Here is a 25,504-nt window from a genome sequence, read left to right as displayed (position 1 = left end):
GACCATGACGCTAACCCGATGCGCGCTCCGGCGCCAGACGGCTGCCGGGGAAGGGGGCGAGAAGGGTCTCCCGCCAGGGGCCGTCGAGGAAGTCGCGGGCCCGCCTGCCCCAGGCGAGCAGCCGGGGGTCGGCCGTGGCCTCGTCGTCCAGGCCGAGGGCGGCGTCGCGGGCCCGCTGGGTGGCCAGATGGTCGTCGAGGGAGACGCCCCAGAGGGTGACGGCCTCGTTGTCGGTGAACAGCACCTCGTACAGGCCGGCCAGCCGGTGTCCGTGCTCGGCCAGCAGCGGGGCGCGTTCGGCGCGGACGGCCGCCAGGTAGTCCAGGGCGGCGCCGGGCCGTACCCTGGCGCTCTCGAACAGGTAGAACTCGGCGGGCGGCACCTGAGTGAGCGGCGGGCTGCCGGCCACGGCGCCGAGCGGCCGCGAGAAGGCCGAGTGGCGCAGATCGTCGATGTCGGACAGGAACAGCCGCTGGTCCACGCCGCGGTAGATGTCCATCATCTGCCGCCAGCCGCCGTCCCATCCGCCATGGCACTCCCACAGGGTGACCACCTTGAACTGGGGGTGGCCGGTGATGCCGACGGCGTAGAAGGCGCCGGCCAGGTCGATGTCGCGGGAGCGGATGGACATGCCGGAGGTGAGTTCGGGCGCCGTCCTGGTCTCGTCCTCGCGCTTGTAACGGGTCAGCCAGGTCAGGTACTCCAGCGGACGCCGTGAGTTCATGGGCCTGAAGTCGACCTCCTCCAGCAGGTGGATTCCGCGCCGCACCACGCCTCCTCGACCAAGCGGTTGCTCGGTCAGGAGCGTAACACGGTCAGGACAGGGCCTGAGCGGGCTGCGGTCCCCGGCCGGTCAGCCACTCCAGGACACGGCGGTGCCCGTGAGTGGCGTCCTCGAAGTGCCCCCACTGCCAGTAACGCGGCTGGTCCCGGATCCCGGTCACCCAGGTGCGATATGAGACCGAGCCGCCGTCCGCGAGCGCCGGCGCGACACCGTACGTGCGGATCACGACCTTGCCGCCGGGTGCGAACAGCACGTCGTCGGCGATCGGATAAAGGGTCATCTGGTCGAGCATGACCTCATCCTCCACGGGCGGATAGGTCCGCCCGTTACGCCCCCGGCGCGCCCTCGTTAAGCGGGCGTGCCGGGGGTTAACAGCGTGTTACACCAGCAGAGCGTCGAACTCTCCGTCCTTCACCCCGAGCACCAGCGCCCGGATCTCGTCGCGGGTGTAGATCAGGGCAGGGCCGTCGGGGTAGCGGGAGTTGCGCACCGCGACCCCACCGTCGGGGAGCTCCGCAAGCTCGACGCAGTTGCCCTGCGAGTTGCTGTAGCGACTCTTGCGCCAGGCCACCTGGGTCAGGTCGGCCGCAGGCATGCCGTTATAGGTCTGGTTCATCTACATCTTTCTGAGAAGGCCGCCGATGAGCTCGACGGTGCCCCCTGGCGTGGTGCTCTCCACGCACAACTGCTCCATTGCAGTGAGGTACGGGTCGATATCCTCACGTTTGTCCAGGTACAGGGCACCCCAGAGCTGTTCGACGTAGACAACGTCCGACAGGTCGGACTCGGGAAACCGCAAGATGCTGAACGCGCCACCTTCAGCGGCGTGCATGCCGAACTTGAAGGGCATCACCTGAATGGTGATGTTGGGAAGGGCGGCGACTGCCAGCAAATGCTGGAGCTGCTCGGCCATGACCTTCTGGCCGCCGATGGTCCGTTTGAGCGTCGCCTCGTCGATGACCGCCCACAGACGCGGGCCGTCCTTCTGGGTGAAACGCTCCTGCCGCTGCATGCGCAGATGCACGCGGCGCTCGATCTTCTCGGGCGAAAGGTCTGGATTGCCGAGTTGGTACACGGCCCGCGCGTACGCGGCCGTCTGCAGGAGGCCGGGCACGAACTGCACCTCATAGGTGCGGATCAGGCTCGCCGCTTCCTCCAGGCCCACGTAGGTGGAGAACCAGGTCGGCAACTCCGCCGAGTACTTGTGCCACCACCCGGGGGTGTTGGCCTCACGGACCATCTCCAGCAGGGCTCGGCGTTCGGCGTTGTCGTCGACGCCGTACAGCGTGAGCAGGTCCTCGACATCACGTGTCTTGAATCCGACGCGGCCGAGCTCCATCCGGCTGATCTTGGACTCGGAGGCACGGATGTGGAATCCGGCCTGGTCGCGGGTGAGCCCGCTGCCCTCACGCAACCGCCGCAGGCTCGCACCGAGCATGATGCGCCGGACGGTCGAGCCAGAGCCGGGCGGATCGATGGACACGTGGTGCTCCTTGGTCGTTTCCTTGCCACACAGTCTGTCACTTCACGGCCGAAAGATCATGGGCCGCGGCCAAGATCCCCTTTCCCACCGATTGACCTTTTGATGGCCATACCGTAGCGGCTGCAAGATGCCTCTGCACGTGCATTCGCTCTTGCAAGTGCACGCGAGTTTGTCGCAGAATGATCACGTGCACTCCACCACGGCGCTCGGCCAATGGACCACGTTCGACTGGTGGCCCCCGGTCGGCTGGTGGCCGGACGCGGCGCGCGATCTGCTGATGTCGGGCCCTTCCGCCAGCGCCACATTCGTGCTCCCCCCGGTCGCCTCTTCCATCCACTCCGCCCGCTCCTTCGCCTCCGGGGCGCTGACCGCGTGGGGACTCACCGAGCTCGCCGACAACATGGAGCTGGTGGTCTCGGAGCTGGCCACCAACGCGCTGCGCCACGGCCTGCGCCTGGAGGAGCCCCGCTGCCATCGCCCCGTCCACATGTCCCTGGTGCGTCATGGATCACTGGTGACCAGCGCGTTCACCGATCCCGGCACCTCCGTACCGGTGCTGAGATACCCTGGCCCCCTTGACACCGGTGGCCTGGGTCTCCACATCGTCGACTCGTTAAGCCTTCGGTGGGGCTGGTCTGCGCTCTCGCCCTACGGGAAGATCGTCTGGGCAGTCCTCTGCCAGCCGGAGTGATCTGCATTACCGTGGATGGTCATGGCTCACGGTGAGTTCCACGCGCGACCCCATGAGAGTGCTGACCGATGGACGATCACCTGCTCGGCTGGCTACGAACCCTCGACGAAGACCGGCTCTGCCGCATCCTGGCGAACCGTCCCGACGCCATCGCCGCACCGTGGCCACGGCGGCTCGACACCCTGGCCCAGCGGCTGAGCAACGGCGTGGCCGCGCTGGAAGCGCTGCGGCGACTCCCCCTGCCCTGCCTGCAGCTCGCCGAGGCCTGCCTGGTCACCCACGAGGCGACCGCCGACAAGCTGGCCGGCTTCCTCGGCGCCCCGGTCGAGGAGCTGCGCCCCTGGCTCGACCACCTCTACGACCACGCGCTCGCCTGGCCGGCCGGTGACGGCCTGATCCACCTGGCCGAGGCCGTCTCCCGGTGGTGGACCGCGCCGCTCGGCCTGGGGGAGCCGCTCGACCACTACCTCAACTCCTGGACCATCAGCGGCGACACGCTGCGCGCCCTGGCCCGCAGCCTCGGCCTGCCCCCGCACACCAACAAGCGCCGCACGATCACCCGGGTGACCGAGGCGCTCGGCGACCCCGACCGGCTGCGGACGCTGCTGGCCCACGCCCCCGGCGGGGCGCGCGACCTGCTCGACGCCTTCGCCTGGGAGGGCCCCGTACGCGACGTCGACGGGACCAGGTTCGTCACCCACGGCACGCCGGAGAAGTGGTCGGCCGACCACGGCCTGCTCTACCGGCCGAGCTGGAACGTGGCGGAGATGCCCAGGGAGGTGGCGCTCTGCCTGCGCGGACCCGGCTACCACCCGCCGTTCGCGCCGCGGCCGCCCGAGGTGGCCACCATCCCGGTCGACCCCGAAGAGGTCGACCACCTGATGACGCTGGCCGCGCCGCACGTCGTGGAGCGGTGCGCGGCCCTGCTGGACAACACCTCCAAGACGCCGCTGCCGCTGCTCAAGTCCGGTGGCGTCGGCGTACGCGAGGTGCGCAGGGTAGCCAAGGAGACCGGCTGCGACGAGGACGAGACCCGGCTGCTGCTGGAGATCTGCGCGGTGGCCAGGCTGCTCGCGTGGGACGAGCCGTCCGGCGGCATGGTGCCCACCGAGCGGTTCGACCGCTGGCGGCTGGACGAGGGCTCGGCCCGGCTGCGGGTGCTGCTGTCGGCCTGGTGGCGCATGGAGCGCTCGTCGCTGCGCAGGTCCGACGGCAAGTACGGCACCGTGCTCGGCGACGACCAGAGCGGCGCCGCCGTCGCCCGCATCCGCCGCGCGGTGCTCTCCGTCCTGCTGCACCTTCCTTCCGGTACGGCCTTCGCCGACCGCGCGGCCCTGGTGGGCAACGTGCACTGGCACGCCCCGCTGCTCGACCGCGACCTGCTCGCCGAGTGCGCCTCAGCGGTGATCGACGAGGCGCGGCTGCTCGGCCTGCTGGCCAACGACGCGCTCACCGACCTCGGCCGGGCGCTGGCGGGGCTGTCCGACCAGGCCGGTGGCGAGAGCGACGATCACGTGCCGCTGGTGGAGCACGATCCGCTGCTGGTGGAGGCCTCGACGAGGGCGCTGGCCAGCGTCCGCAGGAGTGCCCTGTTCGGCCCGGACCTGACCGCGGTGGTGACCGGACCGCCGTCGGCCGAGCTGGCGTGGCTGCTGGACCGGGTGGCCGAGCGGGAGTCGCGGGGCGCGGCGTCGGTGTGGCGGTTCACCACCGAGAGCGTGCGCCGCGCGCTCGATCGCGGCTATGACGCCGACGAACTGCTGACCGAGCTGTCCGGGGTCGGCGCGATCCCGCAGCCGCTCGAATACCTGGTGCGCGACGTGGCCCGCAGGCACGGCGAGGTGACGGTGACCACCGTGGGCTGCGTCGTGCAGGCCTCCGATCCGGCGCTGCTCGCCGAGATCGCCGGGCATCGCCGGCTGGCCAGGCTGGGGATGCGGCTGCTGGCCCCCACGGTGCTGGTGGCCGCCGCCACGGCCGAGCGCACGCTGGCCGCGCTGCGCGAGCACGGCTACTCGCCGGTGCCGGTCGCCGACACCGGCGCGATCGCCATCCGCCGCAGCGCCCGCGTCGAGCAGCCCCTGGGCGGCAAGCTCATCCTGCTGCCCGGCGGCCAGGTGGCGGAGCTGCCCGAGCCCGCCGACGCCGACGAGCCCCCTTACGTGATCGCCGAGCCGACGCCCGACCCGCAGGAGCACGCCCGCCGCCTGATCGCCGACAGCCGGTCGCCGGGCGGGCAGGCCGGACGCACCTGGGCCGTCATCGGCAGGATGGCGGTCCGGCTGCCGACCGCCCAGCAGTCACTGCTCGGCTTCGTCGTCGACCGGGGCGTCCGGGCGGGCATCGAGCTGACCGACGGCACGACCGCCACGATCAGCCACGGGGAGCTGCGCGGCGGCGCGCTGGAGGCCTGGTGCGAGGAGGCGGGCGACTACCTGGAGTTCCCCCTCGCCGAGATCATCGAGGTCAGAGCAGCTCTTTAGCCTTCTTCAGGTTGGTCACCAGCTCCTCCAGGAAGTCGGCGTAGCCCTGGTAGCTGAAGGGGGCCTCGGCGCGCCACGGGTAGAGCCGGCCGGCCTTGACCGCGGGGAGCTTGGCGAAGGTCGGCTTCTTCATCATCTCCTCGGGCGTGAGCGCCTGCGTGCGGGTGTCGTACAGGATCACGTCCGCGTCGTACATGTCGGCGTTCTCCCAGCTGAGCGTCTGGAAGAAGCCGCCCTCGTCGACCTTGTCCGGCTTGACGATGTCCAGGCCGTTCTCGGTGAGGTGCATGATGTCGGCGTACTCGGGCGGGTTCACCACCCACATCTGGTCGGCGCCGCCGGACACCATGAGGATCTTGATGTCCTTGAACTGGGCGAGCTCCTTGGTCGCGGCCTCCATGCGCGCCTTGGCCTCGGGCACGCCCCGCATGTCGGCGCCGAGGGACTTGGCCAGCTCCTCGTACTTCCCGATGACCTGGCTCGCGGTGCGGCCGGTGAGCATGATGCCGGCGGTGGGGGCGACCTGCTCGATGGTGTCCTTGGACTTCTCCGGGACGTACCAGAGCGTGCCCTTCTCGTACATGCTGCTGACGAGCAGCTCGGGCTGCAGGGCGATGTACTGCTCGACGTTGAACTCGTCCCAGACATTGCCCAGGCCGGTGACCTTGGTGATGTCGACGTTGCCGACCTGCGGGTCCTTGGCGCCGTCGGCCAGCTTGTGCGGGCCGAACACGCCGACCGGGCGGACGCCGAAGTCCCACAGCGCGGCCGCCGCGCCCACCTGGGCGACGATCCTCGTGGGAGCCTTGGGCAGGTCGAGCTTCTTGTCGCGGTCGTCGGTGAACGACCACGCCTGTGCCGCCGGGGCCGGCGACGACGCCGGGGCCGCCGGGGTGGCGCCGCCGCCGCAGGCCGACAGGGTGAGGGCGGCCGCGAGGCCGACCGTGGCCGCGAGGAACCCCCTGCGAGCCAGTACCGGTCCCGACATGTGTAACTCCTAAGGTTAGGCTTGCCTTCGTACCGAGGCATTACATTAGCCTCGCTTGAGCTGACCTTGACGAAAGGGGGGGTCCGGTGCGGCAGATCGAGCCCGCCACCCAGGCGGTCTCCGCCGATGACACCGGCCCGTCGGCCTCGGCGCACCCCCGTGGGCGCCGGGCGGCTCTGGTCGGCGGTCTCGTGCTGGCGGCGGGCCTGCTCGCGCTGGTCGCGATGGCCAGCGTGGCGCTGGGAGCGCGGGCGATGCCGCTGTCCACGGTGCTGGAGGCGTTCCTCGCCCCCGGCGCCTCCAGCGACCACACCGTGATCCGTGAGCTCCGCGTGCCGCGCACGCTGCTCGGCATCCTGGTCGGCGCGTCGCTCGGGCTCGCCGGGGCGCTCATGCAGAGCCTGACCCGCAACCCGCTGGCCGACCCCGGACTGCTCGGCATCAACGAGGGCGCGGCGCTCGGCGTCACCCTCGCGCTCGCGGTCTTCGGCCTGTCCGATCCGACGGTCTACGTGTGGTTCGCCTTCGCGGGCGCCGCGCTGGCCTCGGTCGCGGTCTACTCGCTGGGCGCCTCCGGCCGCTCGGGCGCGGGTCCGGTACGGCTGGCGCTGGCGGGCATCGCGGTGGGCATGGTCTTCACCGCGGCGAGCTCGGCCATCCTGCGCATGGACACCGAGACGTACGACCGGATGCGGTTCTGGCTGGCGGGCTCGCTGGCCGGGCAGACCGCCGACACCCTGATGCGGCTGGCCCCCTTCATGATCGCCGGGCTGGTGCTGGGGCTGCTGGTGGGCAGGCCGCTCAACATGCTGTCGCTGGGCGACGACGCCGGCAAGGCGCTGGGCGTGGCGGTCAACCGCACCAGGGTGGTGACCGCGGTGGCGGTGACGCTGCTGTGCGGCGCGGCCACGGCCGCCGCCGGCCCGCTGTGGTTCGTCGGGCTGGCCGTGCCGCACGCCGTGCGCGCGGTGGTGGGTCACGACCAGCGCTGGGTGCTGCCGTACTCCGCGCTGGTGGCGCCTGTGCTGCTGCTGGCCGCCGACGTGGTCGGGCGGCTCATCGCCAGGCCGGGAGAGGTGCAGGTGGGCATCATGTGCGCGGTGCTCGGCGCGCCCGTCTTCATCCTGATGACCAGGCGCAGGAGGCTGGCCGCGCTATGAACGTACGCATGGGCCCCTGGTCCTTGAGGGTCGCGCCACGCGCGCTCGCCGTCACCGCGCTGCTGCTGGTCATCGCCTGCGCGGCGGCGCTGGCGGCGATCTCGACCGGCGAGTTCTTCGTCTCCGTCCCCGACATCCTGACCGCGCTCTTCGGGCAGGGCACGCCCGTCGCCGAGCTCATCGTCAGCAAGCTGCGCGCCCCCCGGGTGGCCACCGGGCTGCTGGTGGGGGCGGCCTTCGGGGTGAGCGGGGCGATCTTCCAGAGTCTCACCAGGAACCCCCTCGGCAGCCCCGACTTCATCGGCTTCACCGCCGGGGCCTCGACCGGCGGCATCCTGGCCGTGGTCGCGGGCGGGTCCGCCCTGACCATCGCGGGCGGCGCGCTGACCGGGTGCGTGGTGACCGCGCTGCTGGTCTACGCGCTGGCCTTCCGGCGCGGCGTGCAGGGCTACCGGCTGGTGCTGGTCGGCATCGGGGTCAACGCCCTGCTGCTGTCCGCCAACTCCTACCTGCTGACCAGGGCCAACATCAACGACGCGGCGACCGCCGGGGCCTGGCTGACCGGCAGCCTGAGCGGGCGCGGCTGGGACCACGCGATCCCGGTGGCGCTGGCCCTGGTGGTGCTGCTGCCCGTGTGCGCGGCCGTGGCCAGGCCGCTGCGGATGATCGAGATGGGCGACGACTCCGCCCGCGCCATGGGCATCAACGTCGAGCGGGTGCGGGCCGCGGCCATCGTGTCGGGCGTGCTGCTGTGCGGGGTGGCGACGGCCGCCGCCGGGCCCGTGGTGTTCGTCGCGCTGGCCGCGCCGCAGCTCGCCCAGCGGCTGACCCGCTCGCCGGGCGTGACCTTGGCCTCCTCGGCGCTCATGGGGGCCGTGCTGCTGACCGTCTCCGACCTGCTCGCCCAGCGCCTGCTCGCCCCGACCCAGTTGCCCGTCGGCGTGCTGACCGCCGCCATCGGCGGCACCTACCTCGCCTTCCTCCTGCGAAAGGACCGCCACTGATGGCCGTACCGACGCCCGGCAGCCGCCTGTGGGCCGGCGACCTCACCCTCGCCTACGACAAGCGGACGGTCGCCACCGACCTGAGCGTGGCCATCCCCGACGGATCCTTCACCGTGATCATCGGCCCCAACGCGTGCGGCAAGTCCACCCTGCTGCGGGCCCTGGCCAGGATGCTCAAGCCCAGGTCCGGTGCGGTGCACCTGGACGGCGGCGTGATCACCGCGCTGCCGTCGAAGGAGGTCGCCCGGCGTCTCGGCCTGCTGCCGCAGAGCTCGATCGTGCCCGACGGGATCACCGTGGCCGACCTGGTGTCCCGCGGTCGCTACCCGCACCAGCGGCTGATGCGTCAGTGGTCCAAGGCCGACGAGACGGCGGTGGCGGAGGCGATGCGGGCCACCCACGTGACCGAGCTGGCCGACCGGATCGTGGACGAGCTGTCCGGCGGCCAGCGGCAGCGGGTGTGGCTGGCGATGGCGCTCGCTCAGGAGACGCCGATCCTGCTGCTGGACGAGCCGACGACCTTCCTCGACATCTCCCACCAGATCGAGGTGCTCGACCTCTGCGCCGACCTGCACGAGGCGGGCCGGACGATGGTCGCGGTGCTGCACGACCTCAACCAGGCCTGCCGCTACGCCACCCACCTGATCGTCATGCGCGAGGGCGAGATCGTCGCGCAGGGCGATCCGGCCGAGGTCGTCACCCCTGACCTGGTGCGGCAGGTCTTCGACCTGCGCTGCGAGATCATCCCCGACCCGCAGTCAGGCACCCCGATGGTCGTCCCCCACTGCCGCCGCCGAATCACCTCCCCAGCCTGACCAGCCCCCGGCCGCCTCCAGCACACTCCGTAACCTCCGCACCGAGCAGGGTGTGGCGAGCACCCCGGCGTCGTAGCCGGGCCGGGCGGTGACTCAGTACGCGCCGGACTGCCACAGCGTCGCAGGGGGCCCGGCTAGTACGCGCCGCAGCGGCGGACGGCCAGGAGGGCCAGGGCGCGGGTCACCTCACGCACCTCGCGCAGCTCCACCTGCTCACGGGGCGCGTGCGCGTAACGTACGTCACCCGGCCCGTAGTGCAGGGTCGGGATCCCGCCCGCCGCGTAGAGCCGCAGGTCGCTGCCGTACGGCGCGGCCGCCTCGGCGGGTGCCGCGCCGCCGGTGTCCGCGACGGCCCGCCTGACCTCGCCCAGCAGCGGATGCCCGGCCGGCAGCCGCCCGCTGGCGAACTGCCCGCCCGGCCACGTCACCACGGGCGGGTGCTCGCGCAGCCACGGGTGCGCGAGCGACAGCACCGCCTCCTCGAACGCCGCCCGCGCCCCAGCCGGGTCCTCGTCCAGCCGCACCCCCAGGCGCCCCTCCGCGACCAGCAGATCGGGCACCGTGCTCGCCCAGTCACCGGCCCGCACGGTGCCGACCTCGATCGGGTACGGCAGCGAAAGGTCACCGAAGACCGCCGGGACATCGCGATTGCGCTCCGCCTCCAGGCGCCTGATCGCCTCGAACACCGGCCAGAACACCTCGACGGCGTTCACACCCTCCAGCCGGGCGGCACCGTGCGCGGCCCGCCCGGCGATCTCCAGCCGGAACGTCAGCGCGCCCGCGTTGGCGGTGACGACGGCGCCGCTGGTCGGCTCGGTGATGACGGCCGCCTCGGCGGTGTGCCCCCTGGCCAGCGTGCCGAACGCGCCCAGCCCGCCGTCCTCCTCGCTGACCACGCAGTGCACGGCCAGCGGCCTGGCCAGTTTCACCCCGGCCCGCCGGATCGCGCGGACCACCGCCAGATTGGCGGCCAGCCCGGCCTTCATGTCACAGGCGCCCCTGCCGTGCAGGACGTCGCCGGAGACGCGGGCGGCGAACGGGTCGCTGCCCTCCCACTTGGCCAGGTCACCCGTCGGCACCACGTCCACGTGCCCCTGCAACGCCAGCGCCGGAACGCCCTCCCCGCCGGTCACGCCCACCAGGCCGTAACCCTCCACCCTCGGGGCCTCGCCACCGGGGAAGCCCTCCCGCCGCCTGAGGTCGTCGAGGTCGAGCTTCCATACGTCCACCTCCAGGCCGGCCTCGGTGAGCAGGCGGGCCAGGTGGTGCTGCAACTCGGACTCGGCGTCGCTGCCCGTGATGCTCGGCACCCGGACGGTCTCGGCCAGCAGATTGACGGTCTCGGCCTCGTCGATGGCGTTGAGGACCCTGGTCTCGGCGTCACGCATGGCCACACCATCTCATGGCCCGCCCCCGGATCGGCACGGGCGTGAACCCGGATGGGCTCTGGTGGAGATACAGGTCGGAGGTGCGTATGCGGGCTTGGCGGAAGGTGCTGGTCTGGGGGGCGGTGACGCCGTTCGCGGGGTGGGCGGTGCTGCGGGTCTCGGGGTGGGAGCCGGTGTGGCCGTGGACTCCGCTGGTGGCGTACACGCCGTACGCGGCGGTCGTGGCGGGGGTCGGGCTGCTGCTGGCGGCGGCGATGAGACAGCGGGTGGCGGCTGTGGTGGCGCTCGCCACCACGGTGGTGCTGGCGAGCACGGTGCTGCCCCGGGGATTCGACGACGGGCAGCAGCGGGTGTCCGCCGATGGCGGGACGCTCCGGGTGCTGGCGGCCAACCTGCTGGTGGGGTCGGCGGACGAGGCGGCGCTGGTGGCGCTGGTCGCGCGGCTGCGGCCGGACGTGCTGGCGCTGCAGGAGCTGACCCCCGACGCCCTGACCCGCCTCGACGCGGCGGGGCTGCGTGCGGCGTTGCCGTACGCGGTGACCCGCCCCAAGCGGGGGGCGGGCGGTTCGGCCGTGTACGCCCGTCATCCGCTCACCGCCGCCGAGGCCATCGAGCACGGCGGGTTCCGCCAGGTCAGAGCCATTCTCAGGCACCCGTCGGGGGCCGACGTAGAGGTCGTGTCTGTGCACCCGTGCGCGCTACGGCTGTATGCCAGGCAGCCGTGCTGGAGATCAGGGCTGAGGGCGCTGCCACGTGCGCGTGCTTCTGCGGCGGGGGGCCGGGCTGGGGTTGGGGGTGGGCCGTTGCGGGTGTTGGCGGGCGATTTCAATGCGACGCTTGATCATCTGCCGGTACGTGAACTGCTCGCCACCGGTTACCGTGACGCCGCCGACGTGACCGGGCACGGCTTCACCGCCACCTGGCCACAGGGAGGCGCGCTGCCCGGCGTCGCCATCGACCATGTGCTGGCCGACGAACGCATGAGTGTGCGGGCGTTCGGCGTCTATCCGCTGCGGGGCACCGATCACCGCCCGGTGTTCGCGGTGCTCGCCCTGCCGTGACGCTCATCCGGCGCGTTCCGTTACCCGACTCGGTGGCGTGAGGGGCCGAAAAGGCGCGCCCGGTGGTGGTCAGGGTGTACTTGACTTCTCCCCGCCATAAATGACGGGGATTCTCCCGCCTCGCGGCGGGGTGTTTACTGCTGCTTCTACGCCGCTTGCGCGGTGGAGGTTTCGGGCGGTGCCAGGTTCGGGGTCGCCTTGCCTGGTCTTACCTGCCCTTCACAGTCGTTTCGGGTGTCCGCCAGCCCGGCGGCCACATCCTTCACCGACCTCACGGCGTTCAGGCCGTTCACATCGTTCAAGTCGTTCAGGCGGATGCCTTCGGCCAGGATGTTGAGTGCGGCGGCGATGTCACGGTCATGATGCTCGCCACAGGAGGGGCAGTCCCAGACGCGGACGTCCAGGCCGAGCTTCCCGATCCTCCAGTCGCAGCAGGGACACAGCTGGGAGGAGGGATACCAGCGGTCGATGGCGATGAACGCGCGGCCGTAGCGGGCGGCTTTGTCTTCCAGCAGGCGCAGGAAGGTGCCCCAGGATGCGTTGTTGACGCTCTTGGCCAGCCTGCCCCGCGCCAAACCCCGCACTGCCAGACCCTCGACCGCCACCGCTTGGTTCTCGCGGACGATCGTGGTGCTGCGCTGATGCAGGAAATCCCGCCGAGCGTCGCCGACCTTGGCATGCTGACGGGCGAGCTTGATACGGGCTTTGGCCCGGTTGGCGCTGCCCTTGCGCTTACGCGCCAGGGCACGCTGGAGTTTCCTCAGCTTGCGCTCCCTGCGGCGCAGCCACTTCGGGTTGGCGATCTTCTCGCCGTCGGAGGTGACCGCGTAGTGGGTCAGCCCGAGATCGATCCCCGTCACCGCATCGGTCTCGGTATCACCGCGGGGAAGGGTCTGGCCGTCGTCCGGCACGTCAACGACAAAAGAGGCGAGGTAGCGGCCCGCCGCGTCCTTGACGACCGTCACGCTCGACGGTGCGGTGGGCAACTCGCGTGACCACCGGACTTCGATCTCACCGATCTTCGCCAGATACAACGCATCCCCGACACTGCCGGGGCGGAGCCGGAACGCGGTGCTGGTGAACCGGGCCGACTGCCGACGATCACGGCGCGACTTGAACACCGGCAACCCCACCCTCGGGCCCTTCCGCTTGCCCGACACCGAGTCGAAGAAGTTCGTGTAGGCCACATCCAGATCCCGGAGCGACTGCTGCAACGGCACCGGCGACACCTGCCCGAGCCAGTCCCGCTCAGGAGTGCGCTTGGCGGCGGTGATGCACATCTTCATCAGATCTGTCCCACTGATGCGCGCCCGGTCGGCCTTCCACGCGGCCTTGCGCCGGGCCAGCCCGTCGTTCCACACCGCCCGGACACACCCGAACAACCGAGCCAAAGCCGCCTGCTGAGGCGCATCCGGATACAGCCGATAGTTGTAGCGCAGCTTCACCGAACACCACCCCACTCCATGACCACACAACACAACAACTAACAGTGTGCAATAGGTCACACGCGTTCCGCGAACTCGAACATACTAACGGCTACTCCATGACCGCGCCAGACGAACGCCGACGCGGCATACATCAACCGACAACGCCGACCAACATGACCATCCGTAGTCCGCGCCACGCGCTCCTGGCTGCCCCGCCTACCTGCGGGCCATCCCCTGACGGGAACCACGTTCATCCCCGGCCTGAGCTGAAGGCCAGGGCTTTCTGCGGACCTTCGGTAAACTTGGGCCTGTGGAACCACCCAAGTTCGAGATTCAGATGCTGCACGACCGGGTCATGATCCGGCTGGAGCAGGCGGCCGAGGAGCGGCGCAGTGGCTCCGGGATCGTCATTCCCGCGACGGTCAAGATGGCCAACCGCCTGGCGTGGGGCGAGATCTGCGGCGTCGGCTCGAACGTGCGCTCGGTCAGAGTCGGCGACAAGGTGCTGCTCAACCCCGAGGCGCAGTATGAGGTGGAGTTGCACGCGCAGGTCTATCTGGTGATGCGCGAGCGCGACCTGCACGCGGTGGCCACCCAGGAGACCGACCACGGCACCGGCCTCTACCTGTAAGCCGGGTAGGCCGGGGCGCTATCTGCGGATGTACTGCTGCGCCATCTGGATCACGTCCAGGCCGAGGGTGCGCAGTCCGATGTAGACGATGGCCGTGGCCGCGGCCACGGTCACGACGGCCACGATGATGCGGATCGTCCAGCCCTGCCGCTTGAACCACTCGGTCCAGGCGTGCAGCATTCGCTTGCCGAACTCCAGGAGCTTGTGCGCCCAGTGGAACTCGGTGGCCAGCACCGCCAGGCCGGCGAAGACCACCAGCCAGCCGGGCCCCGGGAAAGGCACCATGATCAGGCCGCCGCCGACCATGAGCCCGCCGAGCACGCCGATGACGATCTTCAGGGTGAGCGCGCCCGCCCGCGTCGCCCTGATGGCGTCGAGCCTGCCGTGCAGCCCCGAACGACGTGCGGGCATGCCGGAGTGGGCAGCCGCCTCTTCCTTGACGAGATCGGCGTCGCCGGTCTCGGGCTTATGCGTCGGCACGGTCCCCCCGGACAGTCGGTGTGTTCCCCAGGATAAGGGTCAGGCATCTGTCGCCGATGTCCAAACGCGGACAATGGCGTACACGTCCAATAAACGCTCAGACGGTAAAATATCTGCCTGATCAGGCAACTTCCCAATAACGTCGGATATCGTTTGCTATGCCCGAGGTCATGCTTCGTACCGTAACCGGCCCCATCCGCGCGGCCACCGTCAGCGGTCCCGTACTCCCCCACGAGCACCTGCGCACCGACATGCGCTGGGCCGCCGGGATCGATTCCGACCCCTACCGCTGGCTGGACGAGGAGCAGACCGTCATCGCCGAGCTCCGCGAGCTGCGGCAGTCCGACGAGCTGGGCCTGATCGTGGACCTGACGTGCATCGGCATGGGCCGCGACGCCACCGCCCTGGCCCGCATCGCCGCGGCCGGCCGGGTGCCGGTGATCGCCGCCACCGGCCTGTTCACCGAGCCGTTCGCGAACCTGCGCGACCAGGACGTGGACGCGCTCACCGGCCGGCTGATGGCCGACATCTCCGACGGGCTGGAGGGCACCGGCGTCTTTCCCGGCGTGATCGGCGAGGTCGGGTGCTGGGGCGCCAGTGCCACGCCCGCCGAGGAGCGCGCCCTGGTCGCCGCCGCCCGCGCCTCGCTCGCCTCCCGGCTGTCCGTCGCGACGTACGGTCAGGACGCGCTGGGCCTGCTGGAGATCCTGCTGGCGCAGGGGCTGCCGGGCTCGCGGGTGGCCGTGGGGTACGCGGGCGCCGACCCGGCCGTGGCCCGCAAGATCGCCGAAGCGGGGGCGTACGTGAGCGTGGGCGCGCTCGCGGCCGGCGTGGAGCGGTCGACCGCCGTGGCGCTGAGCCTGATCGAGGAGGGGTACGCCGACCGGCTGCTGCTCAGCACCGGGCTGAGCCGGGTGGCGCAGGTGCGCAGGTACGACGGGCCGGGCTACGCGCACCTGTTCCGCGAGGTGCTGCCCAAGCTGCGCGAGGCCGGGATCGACGACAGCACCCTGCGTACCGTGACCAACGCCAACCCCCTGCGCTGGCTGACCTCCGGCACCGCCTGACCCGCGTCGCCGCGTCCGGGACTGGCTAGGATCGGACCACATGATCCTGGCCGGGTGAGGTATGAAGACGCAGCGCACGCACGGGCGAGACCGCGGACGGGTGCTGTCGCGCCTGACGCGGCTGGGTGACGTCCCGGTCGTCGTCATGCTGGTGTGGGCCGGCTGGCTCGCCGTCCCGTGGTCCTTCAGCGGCCTGGCCCAGGCCCGCGCCGCCGCGGCCGCCGCCGCCGACGCCGTCCCGCCGCCCGCTCGAAGCGCCGAGGAGTCCGTACGTCATCGACTCGCGGGCGCGACACCGTCGAAGACCTGGGGCATCCCGGCCCCCAAGGCACAACGCCTCACGGTGACGGCCGCAACCGGTGAGGACGTGCGGGCTCGGCTCGCCGGTGAGGTGCATGACGCGGCGGGTCACGGGCTGGCGGCCATCGCCTTGCAGGCCGGTCTCGCCCTGGTGGCGCTGGACGACGATCCCGAGCAGGCCCGCGAGTCGCTGCAGGCGATCAGGCGGACCAGCCTCACCACGCTCACCCAGCTGCGCGCCGCGCTCGACCGCCTGGACCCCGGCGGCGCCTCTCCCGGCGGCAGCGCTCCCGGCGGCGAAGCTCCCCGGGAGGGCGAGGACCTGATCGGTCTCATCGCCGGGGTGCGGGCCGCCGGGCTGCCCGTGGACGTGGAGCCGGTGAGCCCGATCGTCCCCGCCCACCTGCAAGGGACCGTCTACCGGGTGGTGCGCGAGTCGCTGACCAACGTGCTGCGGCACGCCGGTCCGACCAGGGCGCTGGTCCGGGTGGCCAACGATCCGTGCGCGTTCGTGCTGGAGGTCGCCGACCGGGGCACAGGGTGGACGGGCGCCGCCGACGGGCGCGGGCTCGCCGGGATGCGCGCCGGGGTGACGAGCGTGGGAGGCCTGTTCACGGCCGGCCCACGCGAGGGCGGCGGCTTCCAGGTCGTGGCCCGCTTCCCCCAAAGGTCCGAGTTCCCCCAAAGGTCCGCTTTTCCGCAAGGGTCCGCGTGATCACCGTTGCTGTGGCCGATGATCAGGCCGTGGTGCGGATGGGGCTCAAGGCGCTGCTGGAGCGCGAGCCCGACCTGCGGCACGTGGGCGAGGCCGCCGACGGCGCGGGCGCCCTCGCCCTGCTCCGCCGAACCCGCCCGGACGTGCTGCTGCTGGACATCCGGATGCCCGGCATGGACGGCCTGGCCACGCTACGGGCGATCGCGACCGACGCCGAGCTGAGCGCCACCAGGATCGTGGTGGTCACCACGTTCGCCGTGGACGAGTACGTCTTCACCGCACTCCAGGCGGGCGCGAGCGGTTTCCTGCTCAAGGACAGCGCCCCGGAGGAGCTGGTCAACGCGGTGCGCGTGGTGGCGGCGGGCGAGGCGCTGCTGTCTCCGGCGATCACGCGTAAGGTCATCGGCCTGTTCGGCCGGCACGGCGCGGAGCCGGTGCTGGGCCTGGACACGCTGACGCCGCGCGAGCGTGAGCTGGTCGCCTGGGTCGCCACCGGCAAGTCCAACGAGGAGATCGCCAAGGAGCTGGTGATCAGCCCGGACACCGTCCGCACCCACGTCAGCCGGGCCATGGTCAAACTGCATGCCCGGGACCGGGCGCAGCTCGTCGTGTTCGCGATGCGGGCCGGGCTGGCCGTCTGAAGCCCCGGTCAGAGCCGGAGAAACCCCTCGTAGGAGCGCTGCCGTACCTGAGCCTCGATCTGCTTGACGGTGTCCAGGCCCACGCCCACCATGATCAGCACGCTGGTGCCGCCGAACGGGAAGTTCTGCTGCGTACCGGGATCTCTGAGGATCGCGAAGGCCACCAGCGGCACCAGCGCCAGCGCCGCCAGGTAGAACGCCCCCGGCGCGGTCAGCCGCGACAGGATGTACGCGAGATACTCCGCGGTCGGCCTGCCCGGCCGGATCCCCGGCACGAAGCCCCCGTACCTCCGGATGTTGTCGGCCACCTCGGCGGGATTGACGGTGATGGACACGTAGAAGTACGTGAACGCGACGATGAGCAGGACGTACGCCGTCATGTAGAGCGGGTGCGAGCCGGACGTCAGCGTGCGCGCGATCCACCCGCCGGCCTCCTCCCCCAGCATCGGCGCGGCCAGCGTCGGCAGGTAGAGCAGCGAGGTGGCGAAGATGACCGGCACGATCCCCGCCTGGTTCACCTTGAGCGGGATGTAGGTGCCGCTGCCGCCGTACATCCGGCGGCCGACCAGCCGCTTGGCGTACTGCACGGGCACCCGCCGCTGCGCCTGCTCCACGAACACCACGGCCGCGACCAGGAACACCCCCGACACCAGGATGACCACGAAGGCGAACGGGCTCATCACGAACATGGTCGCCATGTAGGCCGGGAAGACGGCCACGACCTGGGTGAACATCAGCAGCGACATCCCGTTGCCGATCCCGCGGTCGGTGATGAGCTCGCCGATCCACATGACCACGCAGGTGCCCGCCACCATGGTCAGCACCAGCACGGTCACGGCCGCCAGGCTCTGGTCACGCAGCAGCGGCCGCGCGCACCCCGGCAGCAGTTGCCCGGCACGGGCCAGCGCGACGATCGTGGTGGCGTTCAGCACGGCCAGCGCCACGGTCAGGTAGCGGGTGTACTGCGTGATCCGCGCCTGCCCGGACTGCCCCTCCTTCCGCAGCGCCTCCAGCTTCGGCACCATGACCGAGGACAACTGCATGACGATGCTGGCGGTGATGTACGGCATCACGCCCAGCGCGAACACCGACAGCCGCAGCATCGCGCCCCCGCTGAGCAGTTGCACCATGTCGAACACCCCGCCGCGCGCCGCCCCCACGCACTCGCGCACCGCCACCACGTCCACCCCCGGCGACGGCAGCACCTGCCCGAGCCTGAACAGCGCGAGCAGTCCGAGGGTGAACAGCAGCTTCCTGCGGAGCTCCGGCGCCCGGAACGCCCCGGCGAGCACGGCGAACATGGTCAGCATGTGCAGGAGTCTGGCCGCGCGCCGCCGCCCGGTCGTCCGCTCAGCCGCGGCGGGCGCGTACGCGATTCCGCGTACGGCAGACTGATCACATGAGCGGGCCGGGTGTCGTGTGGGTGGTCAGCGGCCCGCCGGGGGCGGGCAAGTCCACGGTGGCGGCCGCGCTGCTCGCGCGCCTGTCCCCGGTGCCGGCCCTGCTCGACAAGGACACGCTGTACGGCGACCTCGTCGGCGAACTGCTCCGGGCCCACGGCAGGCCGCACGGCGAGCGCGAGGGCCCGTGGTATGACGAGCACGCCAAGGTCCACGAGTACGCCGGGCTGACCAGGACCGCCAGGCAGATCCGCGAGCACGGCTGCCCGGTGCTGCTCGACGGCCCGTTCACCGGCCAGGTCCACGCGGCGGACCGGTGGGCGCGCTGGGTGGCGGAGCTCGGCGGGTCGCCGGTGCGCCTGCTGTGGGTCCGCTCCGACGGCCCGACGCTGCGGGAGCGGCTGATGGCCAGAGGGCTGGCGCGGGACGCGGGCAAGCTGGCGGCGTTCGAGGACTATCTGACGGCCATCAAGGTGCACGAGCCGCCCGCCGTACCCCATCTGGAGATCGACAACCGGCCGGGAGCGCCGGCGCTGGACGCGCAGCTCACGGCGGCGGGCATCCGGCCGCGACGTCGCTATGTCACCCGATAGTCGTCGTCACGGGCGTCGATGATCGCCATGTGGCCGGGCAGGTGGCCGATCGCGAAGTCGACCCCGCTGGCCATGATCGCCGCCTGCGGCGTCACCCCGCACGCCCAGAACACCGGCACCTCGCCCGCCCGTACCTCCACCGGATCGCCGAAGTCCGGCCGCGCCAGATCGTCGATCCCCAGCTCGGCCGGGTCGCCCACGTGCACCGGCGCCCCGTGCACCATCGGATAGCGGCCGCTCACCTCGACCGCGGTGGCCACCAGCGGCTCCGGCACCGGCCGCATCGACACCACCAGCGGCCCCGACAACACCCCCGACGGCTCGCACGGCACGCCGGTGACGTACATCGGCACGTTCGAGCCCTGCTCCAGATGACGCACCGGTACCCCCTCGGCCAGCAGCGCCTGCTCGAAGGTGAAGCTGCAGCCGATGAGGAACGGCACCAGGTCCTCGCGCCACTCCGCCACCACCGCATCGCGGTCCGCCACCGGCCGCCCGTCCCGGTAGACCCGGTAGCCGGGCAGATCCGTACGCAGGTCGCCGGGGAACAGCCGGGTCTGGAACGCCCCCGCCTCGCCGACGTCGAGCACCGGGCACGCCTGCGCGTTGCGGTGCGCGAACAGCAGCAGCTCGTACGCCAGCGCCTTCGGCACCGCGATCAGGTTGGCCTGCGTCCATCCTCTGCACCAGCCCGCGGTGGGGCGCCGCTCGCCGCCACGGAAGCGCTCCCGCGCCTGGGCGGGGGTCAGGTCTGCGACATCCACCCCTTGACAGTACGTTTCGACTCTGGACAACACCACAGAGCGAACGGCCCGGCACCACATCGTCGTGGTACCGGGTCGTTCGGGCGTCTGTCCTTTCGCCGTCCACTCTCCGGCAGCCCGGCTCGTGAGTCTGCGTCCAAGTGCACACTGAGCGAGTTTGACAACCCCGCCATCGTCAACTTATGTTGACCTGAGTCAATCAAAGTTGACGCTAGGGGGTTCTCGTGGACGCGTTGTCGACAGCCGTGGCAGCCAACCTGCCGGTGATCCTTTGGGGGGCGCCGGGCACCGGCAAGACCTCCGCCGTCCTGGCCCTGGGCAGCCGGCTCGGGCTGCCCGTCGAAGTGGTCGTCGGCTCGATCAGGGAGCCCAGCGACTTCGCCGGCCTGCCGACGCTGCGCGACGGCCGCACCTGGTTCGCCCCACCCCGCTGGGCCGAACGCCTGGCCGCCTCCGGCCACGGCATCCTCTTCCTGGACGAACTGACCACCGCCCCGCCCGCCGTCCAGGCCGCGATGCTCCGGGTCGTGCTCGAACGCACCGTCGGCGACCTCACCCTGCCCGGGCAGGTGCGCATCGTGGCCGCCGCCAACCCGCCGGAGCAGGCGGCCGACGGCTGGGACCTGTCCGCGCCACTCGCCAACCGGCTGATCCACCTGGACTGGCAGATCACCGCCGCCTCCGTGGCCGAAGGCTTCACCACCGGCTTCGCCCCCCTCGACGGGCCGGGCCCCAGCACCGCCGACTCCCCCGGACCCGACCCGGCCGGACGCTCCGAGAGCGGCATACCTGGGTGGCGCGGGCCTGACGCGGCTTCGGTGGCGCGGGCCAAGGCACTGGTGGGGGCGTTTCTCCGGGTAAGGCCCGAGCTGGTCCTCGCCGTACCCGATGGACCGGCGCGCGCCTGGCCCAGCCCCCGCACCTGGGAGCTCACCGCGACGGCGCTGGCCTGCACGGCTGGTACGGGGGCCGCGGCGCAGCGGGTGCGGGCCGAGCTGGTGGTGGGGGCGGTAGGCGAGGCCGCCGGATACGAGGTGCTCTCCTGGATCCGCGACCTGGACCTGCCCGATCCGGAGACGCTGCTGACCGACCCGGCCGCGCCGCTGCCCGAGCGGGTCGACCGGATGCACGCGGTGCTCGGGTCGGTGGTCGCGCACGTCGTGGCGGACGGCGGGACGGAGTCCTGGCAGCGGGCGTGGACCCTGATCGGACGGGTCGCCGGCCGCGCACCGGACGTGGCCGCCGGCGCCGCCCGCTCGCTCGCGGCCCGCCGCCCGCCCGGCGCCGTGCTTCCCGTGGCGGTGCTGGAGCTGGCCGCGATCCTGCGCATGGCGGGGCTGATGGCATGACCGCCCACGACGAACTCGCCGAAAGATTCGCCGCGGCCAGGCTCTGGGCGGCGAGCCGGGCGCCGTACCTCACCTCGGCCCTGTTCGCCCTCACCCCGCTGGTCCATGACCCGGGACCGGCCGGCGGACTGCGAGGCCTGCCTGCCGACGCGCACTGGAACGTCCACCTCGATCCGGCCACCGTGCTCGGCACGCCGGTGCCCGAGCTGGGCTGGTGGCTGATCCACCAGGTGGGCCACCTGCTGAGAGGCCACCACAGCCGCGCCCCCGCCGGTGAAGCGGCGAACGGCGGGACCGAGCGGCCGGCTTGGGCGCGGGCCGCTGATGCGGAGATCAACGATGACCTCGGCGGGCTCGGGCCCGAGCCGGTCGGCGCGGTGACTCCGGACACGCTCGGGCTGCCCGCGGGTCTCCTGGCCGAGCGCTACCTGGAGCTGCTGGACCTCGTCGACGTCCCTGACCACCTCCTCCCCTGCGGGCGGGCGCCCTTCACCGGGCCGGGCGCGATGACGGCGCTCGAGACCGAGCTGCTGGCCCGCGCCGTGGCGGCCGGGATCGAGGCCAGGGGCAACGTCCCCGGTGGCTGGCGGCGCTGGGCCGAGCACACGCTGCGCCCCGAGGTGGACTGGCGGGCCCGGCTCGCGGCCCTGGTCAGGAGGGCGTGGGCGCAGGCGGCGGGCCGGGTGGACCACAGTTACCGCCGACCGTCGAGGCGGGCCGCGGCCGTGCCGGAGATCGTCCTGCCCGCCCTGGTCAGGCCGGTGCCCCGGATCGCGGTCGTGGTCGACACCTCGGGCAGCGTCTCCCGCGCCGACCTCGGCCAGGCCCTGGCCGAGCTCGGCGGCGTCCTGCGGGCGGCCGGACACCGGCGGCTGGACGTGATCTGCTGCGACACACGGGCGTACCCGGTGCAGCGGGTGACGGCGGCCTCCCAGGTGGAGCTGATCGGCGCGGGCGGCACCGACCTGCGCCCCGGCATCGCCGCCGCCGTCGGCAGAGGACCGTCCGCCCGCCACGCCGGGCCCCCCGGCGAAGGGCCGTCCGCCCGCCGCGCCGGGACCCCCGGCGAAGGGCCGTCCGCCCATGCGGGGGCCGCCGGCCCGCCCACCGGCGAAGGACCGCCCGCCCGATCCAGTGCCGGCGGCCCGCCCGAGGCCCCTGCCGACCTGGTGATCGTGCTGACCGACGGCCACACCCCCTGGCCCGACCGGCGGCCGCCGTGCCCGGTCGTGGTCTGCCTGTTCGGCGGACGGGCGGGCGTCCCGTCCTGGGCAGGGGTCGTACACGTCAGGAGGGCGGCATGACGGACGAGTCGTGGAGCGGCTTCACCCAGGGTGAGGCGCGGCGGTGGCGGCGGGCCGGGTTCACGGCGGACGAGGCCGGCGCCTGGTGCGAGGCGGGGGTGACCGAGCCCGCCTACGCCCGGCTGTGGGGCACCGCCGGGGCCACTCCCGGCTCCGTCGTCGCCTGGCAGCGGGCCGGGATGACGCCGCGGGAAGCCGTACGCTGGCACGAGCTCGGGGTCGCACCGCACGACGCGGCGCGCAGGCGACTGGCGGGCGAGCGGCCGCGCCGGGTCTCGTGGCTGTCGCGACTGGCCGTACCGGAGCCTGAACTGGATCCGGGGCGGACCCTGGCGCTGCGGCGGCTGCTGCGTGCGGGGGTGCCCGCCGACGTGGCGCGCGCGTACGCCGACGCCGGGTGGGACGGCGGTGAGGCGGAGCCGTGGGCGCGGCGGCGGGTGGACCAGGGGGACGCGCGGGTGTTCCGGGCGCTCGGGTTCAGCGCTGCGGAGGCCGCACGAGCCGGGGCACCGGCGGTGGAGGTGCTGGCCGCGTGGTGGGGCGCCGTCCCTTTGCGGGAGGTGGCGGCCTGGTGTGCGGCGGGGTTCACGCCGGAGGAGGCCGCCGCGCAGCGGGCCGCGGGCGTGTCCGGCTCGCAGGCGGCCGTCCTCCGCGCGCTGTCGGCCCTCGACCCCGGACCCGGGGCGGACTGACACTCAGCGCTCGACCCCCGGACCGGGGCGGCTCGACGCTCAGCGCTCGACCCCGAAACCGGGGCGGCTCGACGCTCAGCGCTCGACCCCGAAGGTGTGCGGTCCCAGGCCGTAGCCCTGCTCCGCCGGCACCACGTACCCATGGCCGATCAGCGTCTGGAGGCTCCGCCGTACCTCGTCCTCGGTCAGGCCCGTGGCCCGGACCAGCGCGCTGAAACCGGCCCAGCCGTACTCGCCCGACTCCCCCGCCACCGCCTCGTACACATGGATGTCGACGTTGGACAGGGCCTGGATGTCGTGCAGCGGGTCCATCAGCGCGCCCTCGCCCCTTCCCGCAGCCTGTTCGGGTCGATCTCCCGGTCGGGGTTGCGGCGCAGGTATTCGCTCTCCAGTTCGTTCGTCCGGGAGGTGTGGGTGGCCAGTGCGTCGTCGGAACCGTGCAGGAAAGTGTCGGTTCGGGTCACGTGGAGGTGCCGCAGCTCGCGGATCAAGTCATCGTCGCTGAGCTGGGCCGGATCAATTCCCATCGTGGTCATGCGTGCCCCCTACCCCGAAGCCTGGCAACAATATCTGTCACATTTCCTGACATATAGGCATTGTCGGGGAGATTGACCCGCTTTACCGTCCCGTTATGGACCTCGAGCTACGGCACCTCAGAATCGTCCGCGCGGTCGCGGACGCTGGGAGCGTCAGCAAGGCCGCTTCCCTGCTCGGGCTAGCGCAGCCGGCTCTGACCTCCCAGCTCAAACGCATCGAGAGAATGCTCGGCGGCGCCCTGTTCGAGCGGGACCGCCACGGCGCCCGGCCCACCCGCCTCGGCGAGCTGGTGCTCGCCAGGGCCCGCGTGCTCCTGCCCGCGGCCAAGGAACTCCAGGAGGAGGCGGTACGGTTCGCGCACGCACCCTCACCCGGCTACCGGATCGGCGCGACGAACGGACCGATCCTCGGCGGACTGGTGGACAGGCTCGCCGCCGAACGGAGCGTGAGCACGTACACGAGCTGGTCGGCGCACGAGCTCACGACCATGGTGGAGCTCGGCCGCCTCGACTACGTGCTGACCGGCGCGTGCGGCGACAGCGGCACCCCCATGGGAACGCTCCTGTGGGAGACGATCAGCCTCGACCCGGTCTTCGTCCTGCTGGCCGTCCACCATCCGCTGGCCGTGGAGAAGGAGGTCGAGCTGGCGGACCTCGCCGGTGAGCACTGGGCGCTCACGCCGGGGGACGGCTGCTTCAACGACTGCTTCGCCATGGCGTGCGCGCGGGCCGGCTTCACCCCCGGCACGATCTACGAGATCGACGTGGCGACCTGCCTCCACCTCGCGCGGGTGGGCCGGGCGGTGGTGCTCTGCCAGGCCACCCACCGGCCCGCCCCCGGCCTGGTCGTGGTGCCGCTGAAGAACGCGCCGCTACGCTGGCGGCAGCTCCTCGGCCGGCATCCGGCCGCGCTGGACGCCGCGTGGGTGCGGGTGCAGGCCAAACAGACCCACATGGAGGCCGTACGACGCAGCCGGGTCTATTACGACTGGCTGACCCGGAACGCGGGGTTCGGCACCACGCCATAACGGGTTCTTGGTGTCCGGACCGCCGCAGGCCGGGGCTTGCCCAGACCGCCGCAGGCCGGGGCGCGGACGAGATGGCCGGCCACAACGGGCTACCGCGACGCGCCCGGGTCGTACACGCCGGGACCGAGCGCAGGGCTCCCGCCCGCTCAGGCCAGGTCGTACTCCCAGCCCGGCTGCCAGTCGAACGGGGCGTCCACCAGCTCCTCCAGCGGAACCCCCTCGAACAGGTTCCGCAACGCGAACCGGTTCGCCGAGTGCGCGATGACCAGCACGGTACGGCCCTGCCACCGCTTGGCGACGTCCTCCAGGAAGGCGGCGGTCTCGCCCACCACGTGCCGGTAGCTCTGCCCGCCCGGCCACGGCGTGTCGACATGCCTGCGCCGCAGCGCGTGCACCTCGCTCACCGGCCGGCCGTTGTAGATCCCGTAGTCACACTCCCGCAGCCGCGCGTCCAGCCTGATCTCACACACCCCACCGAACGCGATCTGCGCAGTCTGTACGGCGCGCCGCAGGTCAGAGGCGTAGACCACGTCCACGCCGCGCCGCCGCTCCCCCAGCTCGGCGGCCTGCGCACGACCGGCGGCGGACAACTCGCCGGGCAGCCGGCCGGTGGCGACACCCGTCTCGTTGTCCACACTGGTCGCGTGCGTCTCGTAGATCAGCTTCACCACCATGCCCCCGACGGTACCGATCCCCCCTGCCCCACCTGGCCCAAATCCC

The 25,504-nt window shown here is 72.0% G+C and carries 28 protein-coding genes; 15 read left to right on the top strand and 13 right to left on the bottom strand.

Annotated elements, in window-relative coordinates:
* Positions 1-10: 10 nt before the first annotated feature.
* The 4 genes from OHA68_RS29060 to OHA68_RS29045 form a co-directional block, all read right to left on the bottom strand.
* Positions 11-769 (bottom strand): hypothetical protein, encoded by a 759-nt coding sequence (locus OHA68_RS29060; protein ID WP_189144823.1) that lies wholly within the window; start codon positions 767-769, stop codon positions 11-13.
* 46 nt (positions 770-815) lie between these two features.
* Complete coding sequence (locus OHA68_RS29055; RefSeq protein ID WP_189144822.1) at positions 816-1,076, bottom strand: hypothetical protein; 261 nt, start codon at positions 1,074-1,076, stop codon at positions 816-818.
* A gap of 87 nt (positions 1,077-1,163) precedes the next feature.
* A complete protein-coding gene (locus OHA68_RS29050; protein WP_189144821.1) occupies positions 1,164-1,400 on the bottom strand; it encodes a DUF397 domain-containing protein in 237 nt (78 codons plus the stop codon).
* Entirely contained in the window at positions 1,401-2,222 is an 822-nt protein-coding gene (locus tag OHA68_RS29045; RefSeq protein ID WP_225277082.1) for a helix-turn-helix domain-containing protein, read from the bottom strand.
* Positions 2,223-2,454: 232 nt separating this feature from the next.
* On the opposite strand from OHA68_RS29045, the gene OHA68_RS29040 reads away from it, so the two are divergent.
* Both OHA68_RS29040 and OHA68_RS29035 read left to right on the top strand, forming a co-directional pair.
* Positions 2,455-2,958, top strand: a complete 504-nt coding sequence (locus tag OHA68_RS29040; RefSeq protein WP_327103111.1) for an ATP-binding protein — start codon at positions 2,455-2,457, stop codon at positions 2,956-2,958.
* Between the two features lie 68 nt (positions 2,959-3,026).
* A complete protein-coding gene (locus tag OHA68_RS29035) occupies positions 3,027-5,441 on the top strand; it encodes a helicase-associated domain-containing protein (protein ID WP_327103110.1) in 2,415 nt (804 codons plus the stop codon).
* Here OHA68_RS29035 and OHA68_RS29030 read toward each other — a convergent pair.
* Positions 5,425-6,429 carry an ABC transporter substrate-binding protein gene (locus OHA68_RS29030; RefSeq protein WP_327103109.1) on the bottom strand — a complete coding sequence of 335 codons (1,005 nt, stop codon included), beginning with the start codon at positions 6,427-6,429 and terminating at the stop codon, positions 5,425-5,427. The two genes, OHA68_RS29035 and OHA68_RS29030, sit on opposite strands and share 17 nt — an antisense overlap.
* 86 nt (positions 6,430-6,515) lie before the next feature.
* Here OHA68_RS29030 and OHA68_RS29025 point away from each other — a divergent pair, with 86 nt between their 5' ends.
* The 3 genes from OHA68_RS29025 to OHA68_RS29015 are packed head-to-tail and all read left to right on the top strand — an operon-like array spanning position 6,516 to position 9,408.
* Positions 6,516-7,589, top strand: coding sequence for a FecCD family ABC transporter permease (locus OHA68_RS29025; protein ID WP_327103108.1), 1,074 nt, complete (start codon positions 6,516-6,518; stop codon positions 7,587-7,589).
* Entirely contained in the window at positions 7,586-8,593 is a 1,008-nt protein-coding gene (locus OHA68_RS29020) for a FecCD family ABC transporter permease (protein ID WP_189144816.1), read from the top strand. The genes OHA68_RS29025 and OHA68_RS29020 overlap by 4 nt, the downstream gene beginning before the upstream one ends.
* The gene (locus OHA68_RS29015; RefSeq protein ID WP_189144815.1) at positions 8,593-9,408 is read left to right on the top strand and encodes an ABC transporter ATP-binding protein; all 816 of its coding nucleotides are present in this window, start codon (positions 8,593-8,595) and stop codon (positions 9,406-9,408) included. Before OHA68_RS29020 ends, OHA68_RS29015 begins: the two co-directional genes overlap by 1 nt.
* A 134-nt stretch (positions 9,409-9,542) precedes the next feature.
* Here the strand turns inward: OHA68_RS29015 and OHA68_RS29010 are convergent, their stop codons facing one another.
* Entirely contained in the window at positions 9,543-10,796 is a 1,254-nt protein-coding gene (locus OHA68_RS29010; protein ID WP_327103107.1) for an ArgE/DapE family deacylase, read from the bottom strand.
* A gap of 86 nt (positions 10,797-10,882) precedes the next feature.
* On the opposite strand from OHA68_RS29010, the gene OHA68_RS29005 reads away from it, so the two are divergent.
* Positions 10,883-11,857 (top strand): endonuclease/exonuclease/phosphatase family protein, encoded by a 975-nt coding sequence (locus OHA68_RS29005; RefSeq protein WP_327103106.1) that lies wholly within the window; start codon positions 10,883-10,885, stop codon positions 11,855-11,857.
* Positions 11,858-12,003: 146 nt separating this feature from the next.
* Here OHA68_RS29005 and OHA68_RS29000 read toward each other — a convergent pair whose 3' ends face one another.
* The gene (locus tag OHA68_RS29000; protein ID WP_327103105.1) at positions 12,004-13,302 is read right to left on the bottom strand and encodes an RNA-guided endonuclease InsQ/TnpB family protein; all 1,299 of its coding nucleotides are present in this window, start codon (positions 13,300-13,302) and stop codon (positions 12,004-12,006) included.
* Positions 13,303-13,594: 292 nt separating this feature from the next.
* On the opposite strand from OHA68_RS29000, the gene OHA68_RS28995 reads away from it, so the two are divergent.
* Positions 13,595-13,915, top strand: a complete 321-nt coding sequence (locus tag OHA68_RS28995; RefSeq protein WP_327103104.1) for a GroES family chaperonin — start codon at positions 13,595-13,597, stop codon at positions 13,913-13,915.
* Positions 13,916-13,933: 18 nt separating this feature from the next.
* On the opposite strand, the gene OHA68_RS28990 is transcribed toward OHA68_RS28995, so the two are convergent.
* Positions 13,934-14,395, bottom strand: coding sequence for a TIGR02611 family protein (locus tag OHA68_RS28990; RefSeq protein WP_327103103.1), 462 nt, complete (start codon positions 14,393-14,395; stop codon positions 13,934-13,936).
* 170 nt (positions 14,396-14,565) lie between these two features.
* Here OHA68_RS28990 and OHA68_RS28985 point away from each other — a divergent pair, with 170 nt between their 5' ends.
* The 3 genes from OHA68_RS28985 (at position 14,566) to OHA68_RS28975 (ending at position 17,118) form a co-directional block, all read left to right on the top strand.
* Entirely contained in the window at positions 14,566-15,462 is an 897-nt protein-coding gene (locus OHA68_RS28985; protein WP_327103102.1) for a phosphotriesterase family protein, read from the top strand.
* Between the two features lie 61 nt (positions 15,463-15,523).
* On the top strand, positions 15,524-16,477 hold the full coding sequence (locus tag OHA68_RS28980; RefSeq protein ID WP_327103101.1) for a sensor histidine kinase: 954 nt from the start codon (positions 15,524-15,526) through the stop codon (positions 16,475-16,477).
* Positions 16,474-17,118, top strand: a complete 645-nt coding sequence (locus OHA68_RS28975) for a response regulator transcription factor (protein ID WP_327103100.1) — start codon at positions 16,474-16,476, stop codon at positions 17,116-17,118. The genes OHA68_RS28980 and OHA68_RS28975 overlap by 4 nt, the downstream gene beginning before the upstream one ends.
* An 8-nt stretch (positions 17,119-17,126) precedes the next feature.
* On the opposite strand, the gene secY is transcribed toward OHA68_RS28975, so the two are convergent.
* Positions 17,127-18,419, bottom strand: coding sequence for a preprotein translocase subunit SecY (secY, locus tag OHA68_RS28970; protein WP_407674515.1), 1,293 nt, complete (start codon positions 18,417-18,419; stop codon positions 17,127-17,129).
* Between the two features lie 98 nt (positions 18,420-18,517).
* On the opposite strand from secY, the gene OHA68_RS28965 reads away from it, so the two are divergent.
* Positions 18,518-19,111 carry an AAA family ATPase gene (locus OHA68_RS28965; RefSeq protein ID WP_327103098.1) on the top strand — a complete coding sequence of 198 codons (594 nt, stop codon included), beginning with the start codon at positions 18,518-18,520 and terminating at the stop codon, positions 19,109-19,111.
* Here OHA68_RS28965 and OHA68_RS28960 read toward each other — a convergent pair.
* Positions 19,096-19,875: a putative hydro-lyase gene (locus OHA68_RS28960; RefSeq protein WP_225277004.1), complete on the bottom strand. Its 780-nt coding sequence runs from the start codon at positions 19,873-19,875 to the stop codon at positions 19,096-19,098. The genes OHA68_RS28965 and OHA68_RS28960 overlap by 16 nt on opposite strands.
* Positions 19,876-20,099: 224 nt before the next feature.
* On the opposite strand from OHA68_RS28960, the gene OHA68_RS28955 reads away from it, so the two are divergent.
* From OHA68_RS28955 to OHA68_RS28945, 3 genes are read left to right on the top strand one after another with little or no spacing between them, the layout of a single operon-like run.
* Complete coding sequence (locus OHA68_RS28955; RefSeq protein WP_327103097.1) at positions 20,100-21,224, top strand: ATP-binding protein; 1,125 nt, start codon at positions 20,100-20,102, stop codon at positions 21,222-21,224.
* On the top strand, positions 21,221-22,528 hold the full coding sequence (locus OHA68_RS28950; protein WP_327103096.1) for a vWA domain-containing protein: 1,308 nt from the start codon (positions 21,221-21,223) through the stop codon (positions 22,526-22,528). Before OHA68_RS28955 ends, OHA68_RS28950 begins: the two co-directional genes overlap by 4 nt.
* Complete coding sequence (locus OHA68_RS28945) at positions 22,525-23,220, top strand: hypothetical protein (RefSeq protein WP_327103095.1); 696 nt, start codon at positions 22,525-22,527, stop codon at positions 23,218-23,220. The genes OHA68_RS28950 and OHA68_RS28945 overlap by 4 nt, the downstream gene beginning before the upstream one ends.
* A gap of 75 nt (positions 23,221-23,295) precedes the next feature.
* Here the strand turns inward: OHA68_RS28945 and OHA68_RS28940 are convergent, their stop codons facing one another.
* The gene (locus OHA68_RS28940) at positions 23,296-23,532 is read right to left on the bottom strand and encodes a helix-turn-helix domain-containing protein (RefSeq protein ID WP_327103094.1); all 237 of its coding nucleotides are present in this window, start codon (positions 23,530-23,532) and stop codon (positions 23,296-23,298) included.
* Positions 23,532-23,756 carry a DUF6158 family protein gene (locus OHA68_RS28935; RefSeq protein WP_189144804.1) on the bottom strand — a complete coding sequence of 75 codons (225 nt, stop codon included), beginning with the start codon at positions 23,754-23,756 and terminating at the stop codon, positions 23,532-23,534. The genes OHA68_RS28940 and OHA68_RS28935 overlap by 1 nt, the downstream gene beginning before the upstream one ends.
* Before the next feature lie 95 nt (positions 23,757-23,851).
* Between OHA68_RS28935 and OHA68_RS28930 the strand changes: the two genes are divergently transcribed.
* On the top strand, positions 23,852-24,784 hold the full coding sequence (locus OHA68_RS28930) for a LysR family transcriptional regulator (protein ID WP_189144803.1): 933 nt from the start codon (positions 23,852-23,854) through the stop codon (positions 24,782-24,784).
* Positions 24,785-24,930: 146 nt separating this feature from the next.
* On the opposite strand, the gene OHA68_RS28925 is transcribed toward OHA68_RS28930, so the two are convergent.
* Positions 24,931-25,458 carry a histidine phosphatase family protein gene (locus tag OHA68_RS28925; RefSeq protein ID WP_189144802.1) on the bottom strand — a complete coding sequence of 176 codons (528 nt, stop codon included), beginning with the start codon at positions 25,456-25,458 and terminating at the stop codon, positions 24,931-24,933.
* Between the last annotated feature and the right edge of the window lie 46 nt (positions 25,459-25,504).

Origin of the sequence: Nonomuraea glycinis (assembly GCF_035920485.1) — a bacterium.
In the GTDB taxonomy this organism is placed as follows: domain Bacteria; phylum Actinomycetota; class Actinomycetes; order Streptosporangiales; family Streptosporangiaceae; genus Nonomuraea; species Nonomuraea glycinis.
The sequence above is the reverse complement of the archived record's forward strand: the minus strand, read 5'-3'. Positions and strand labels throughout refer to the sequence as shown.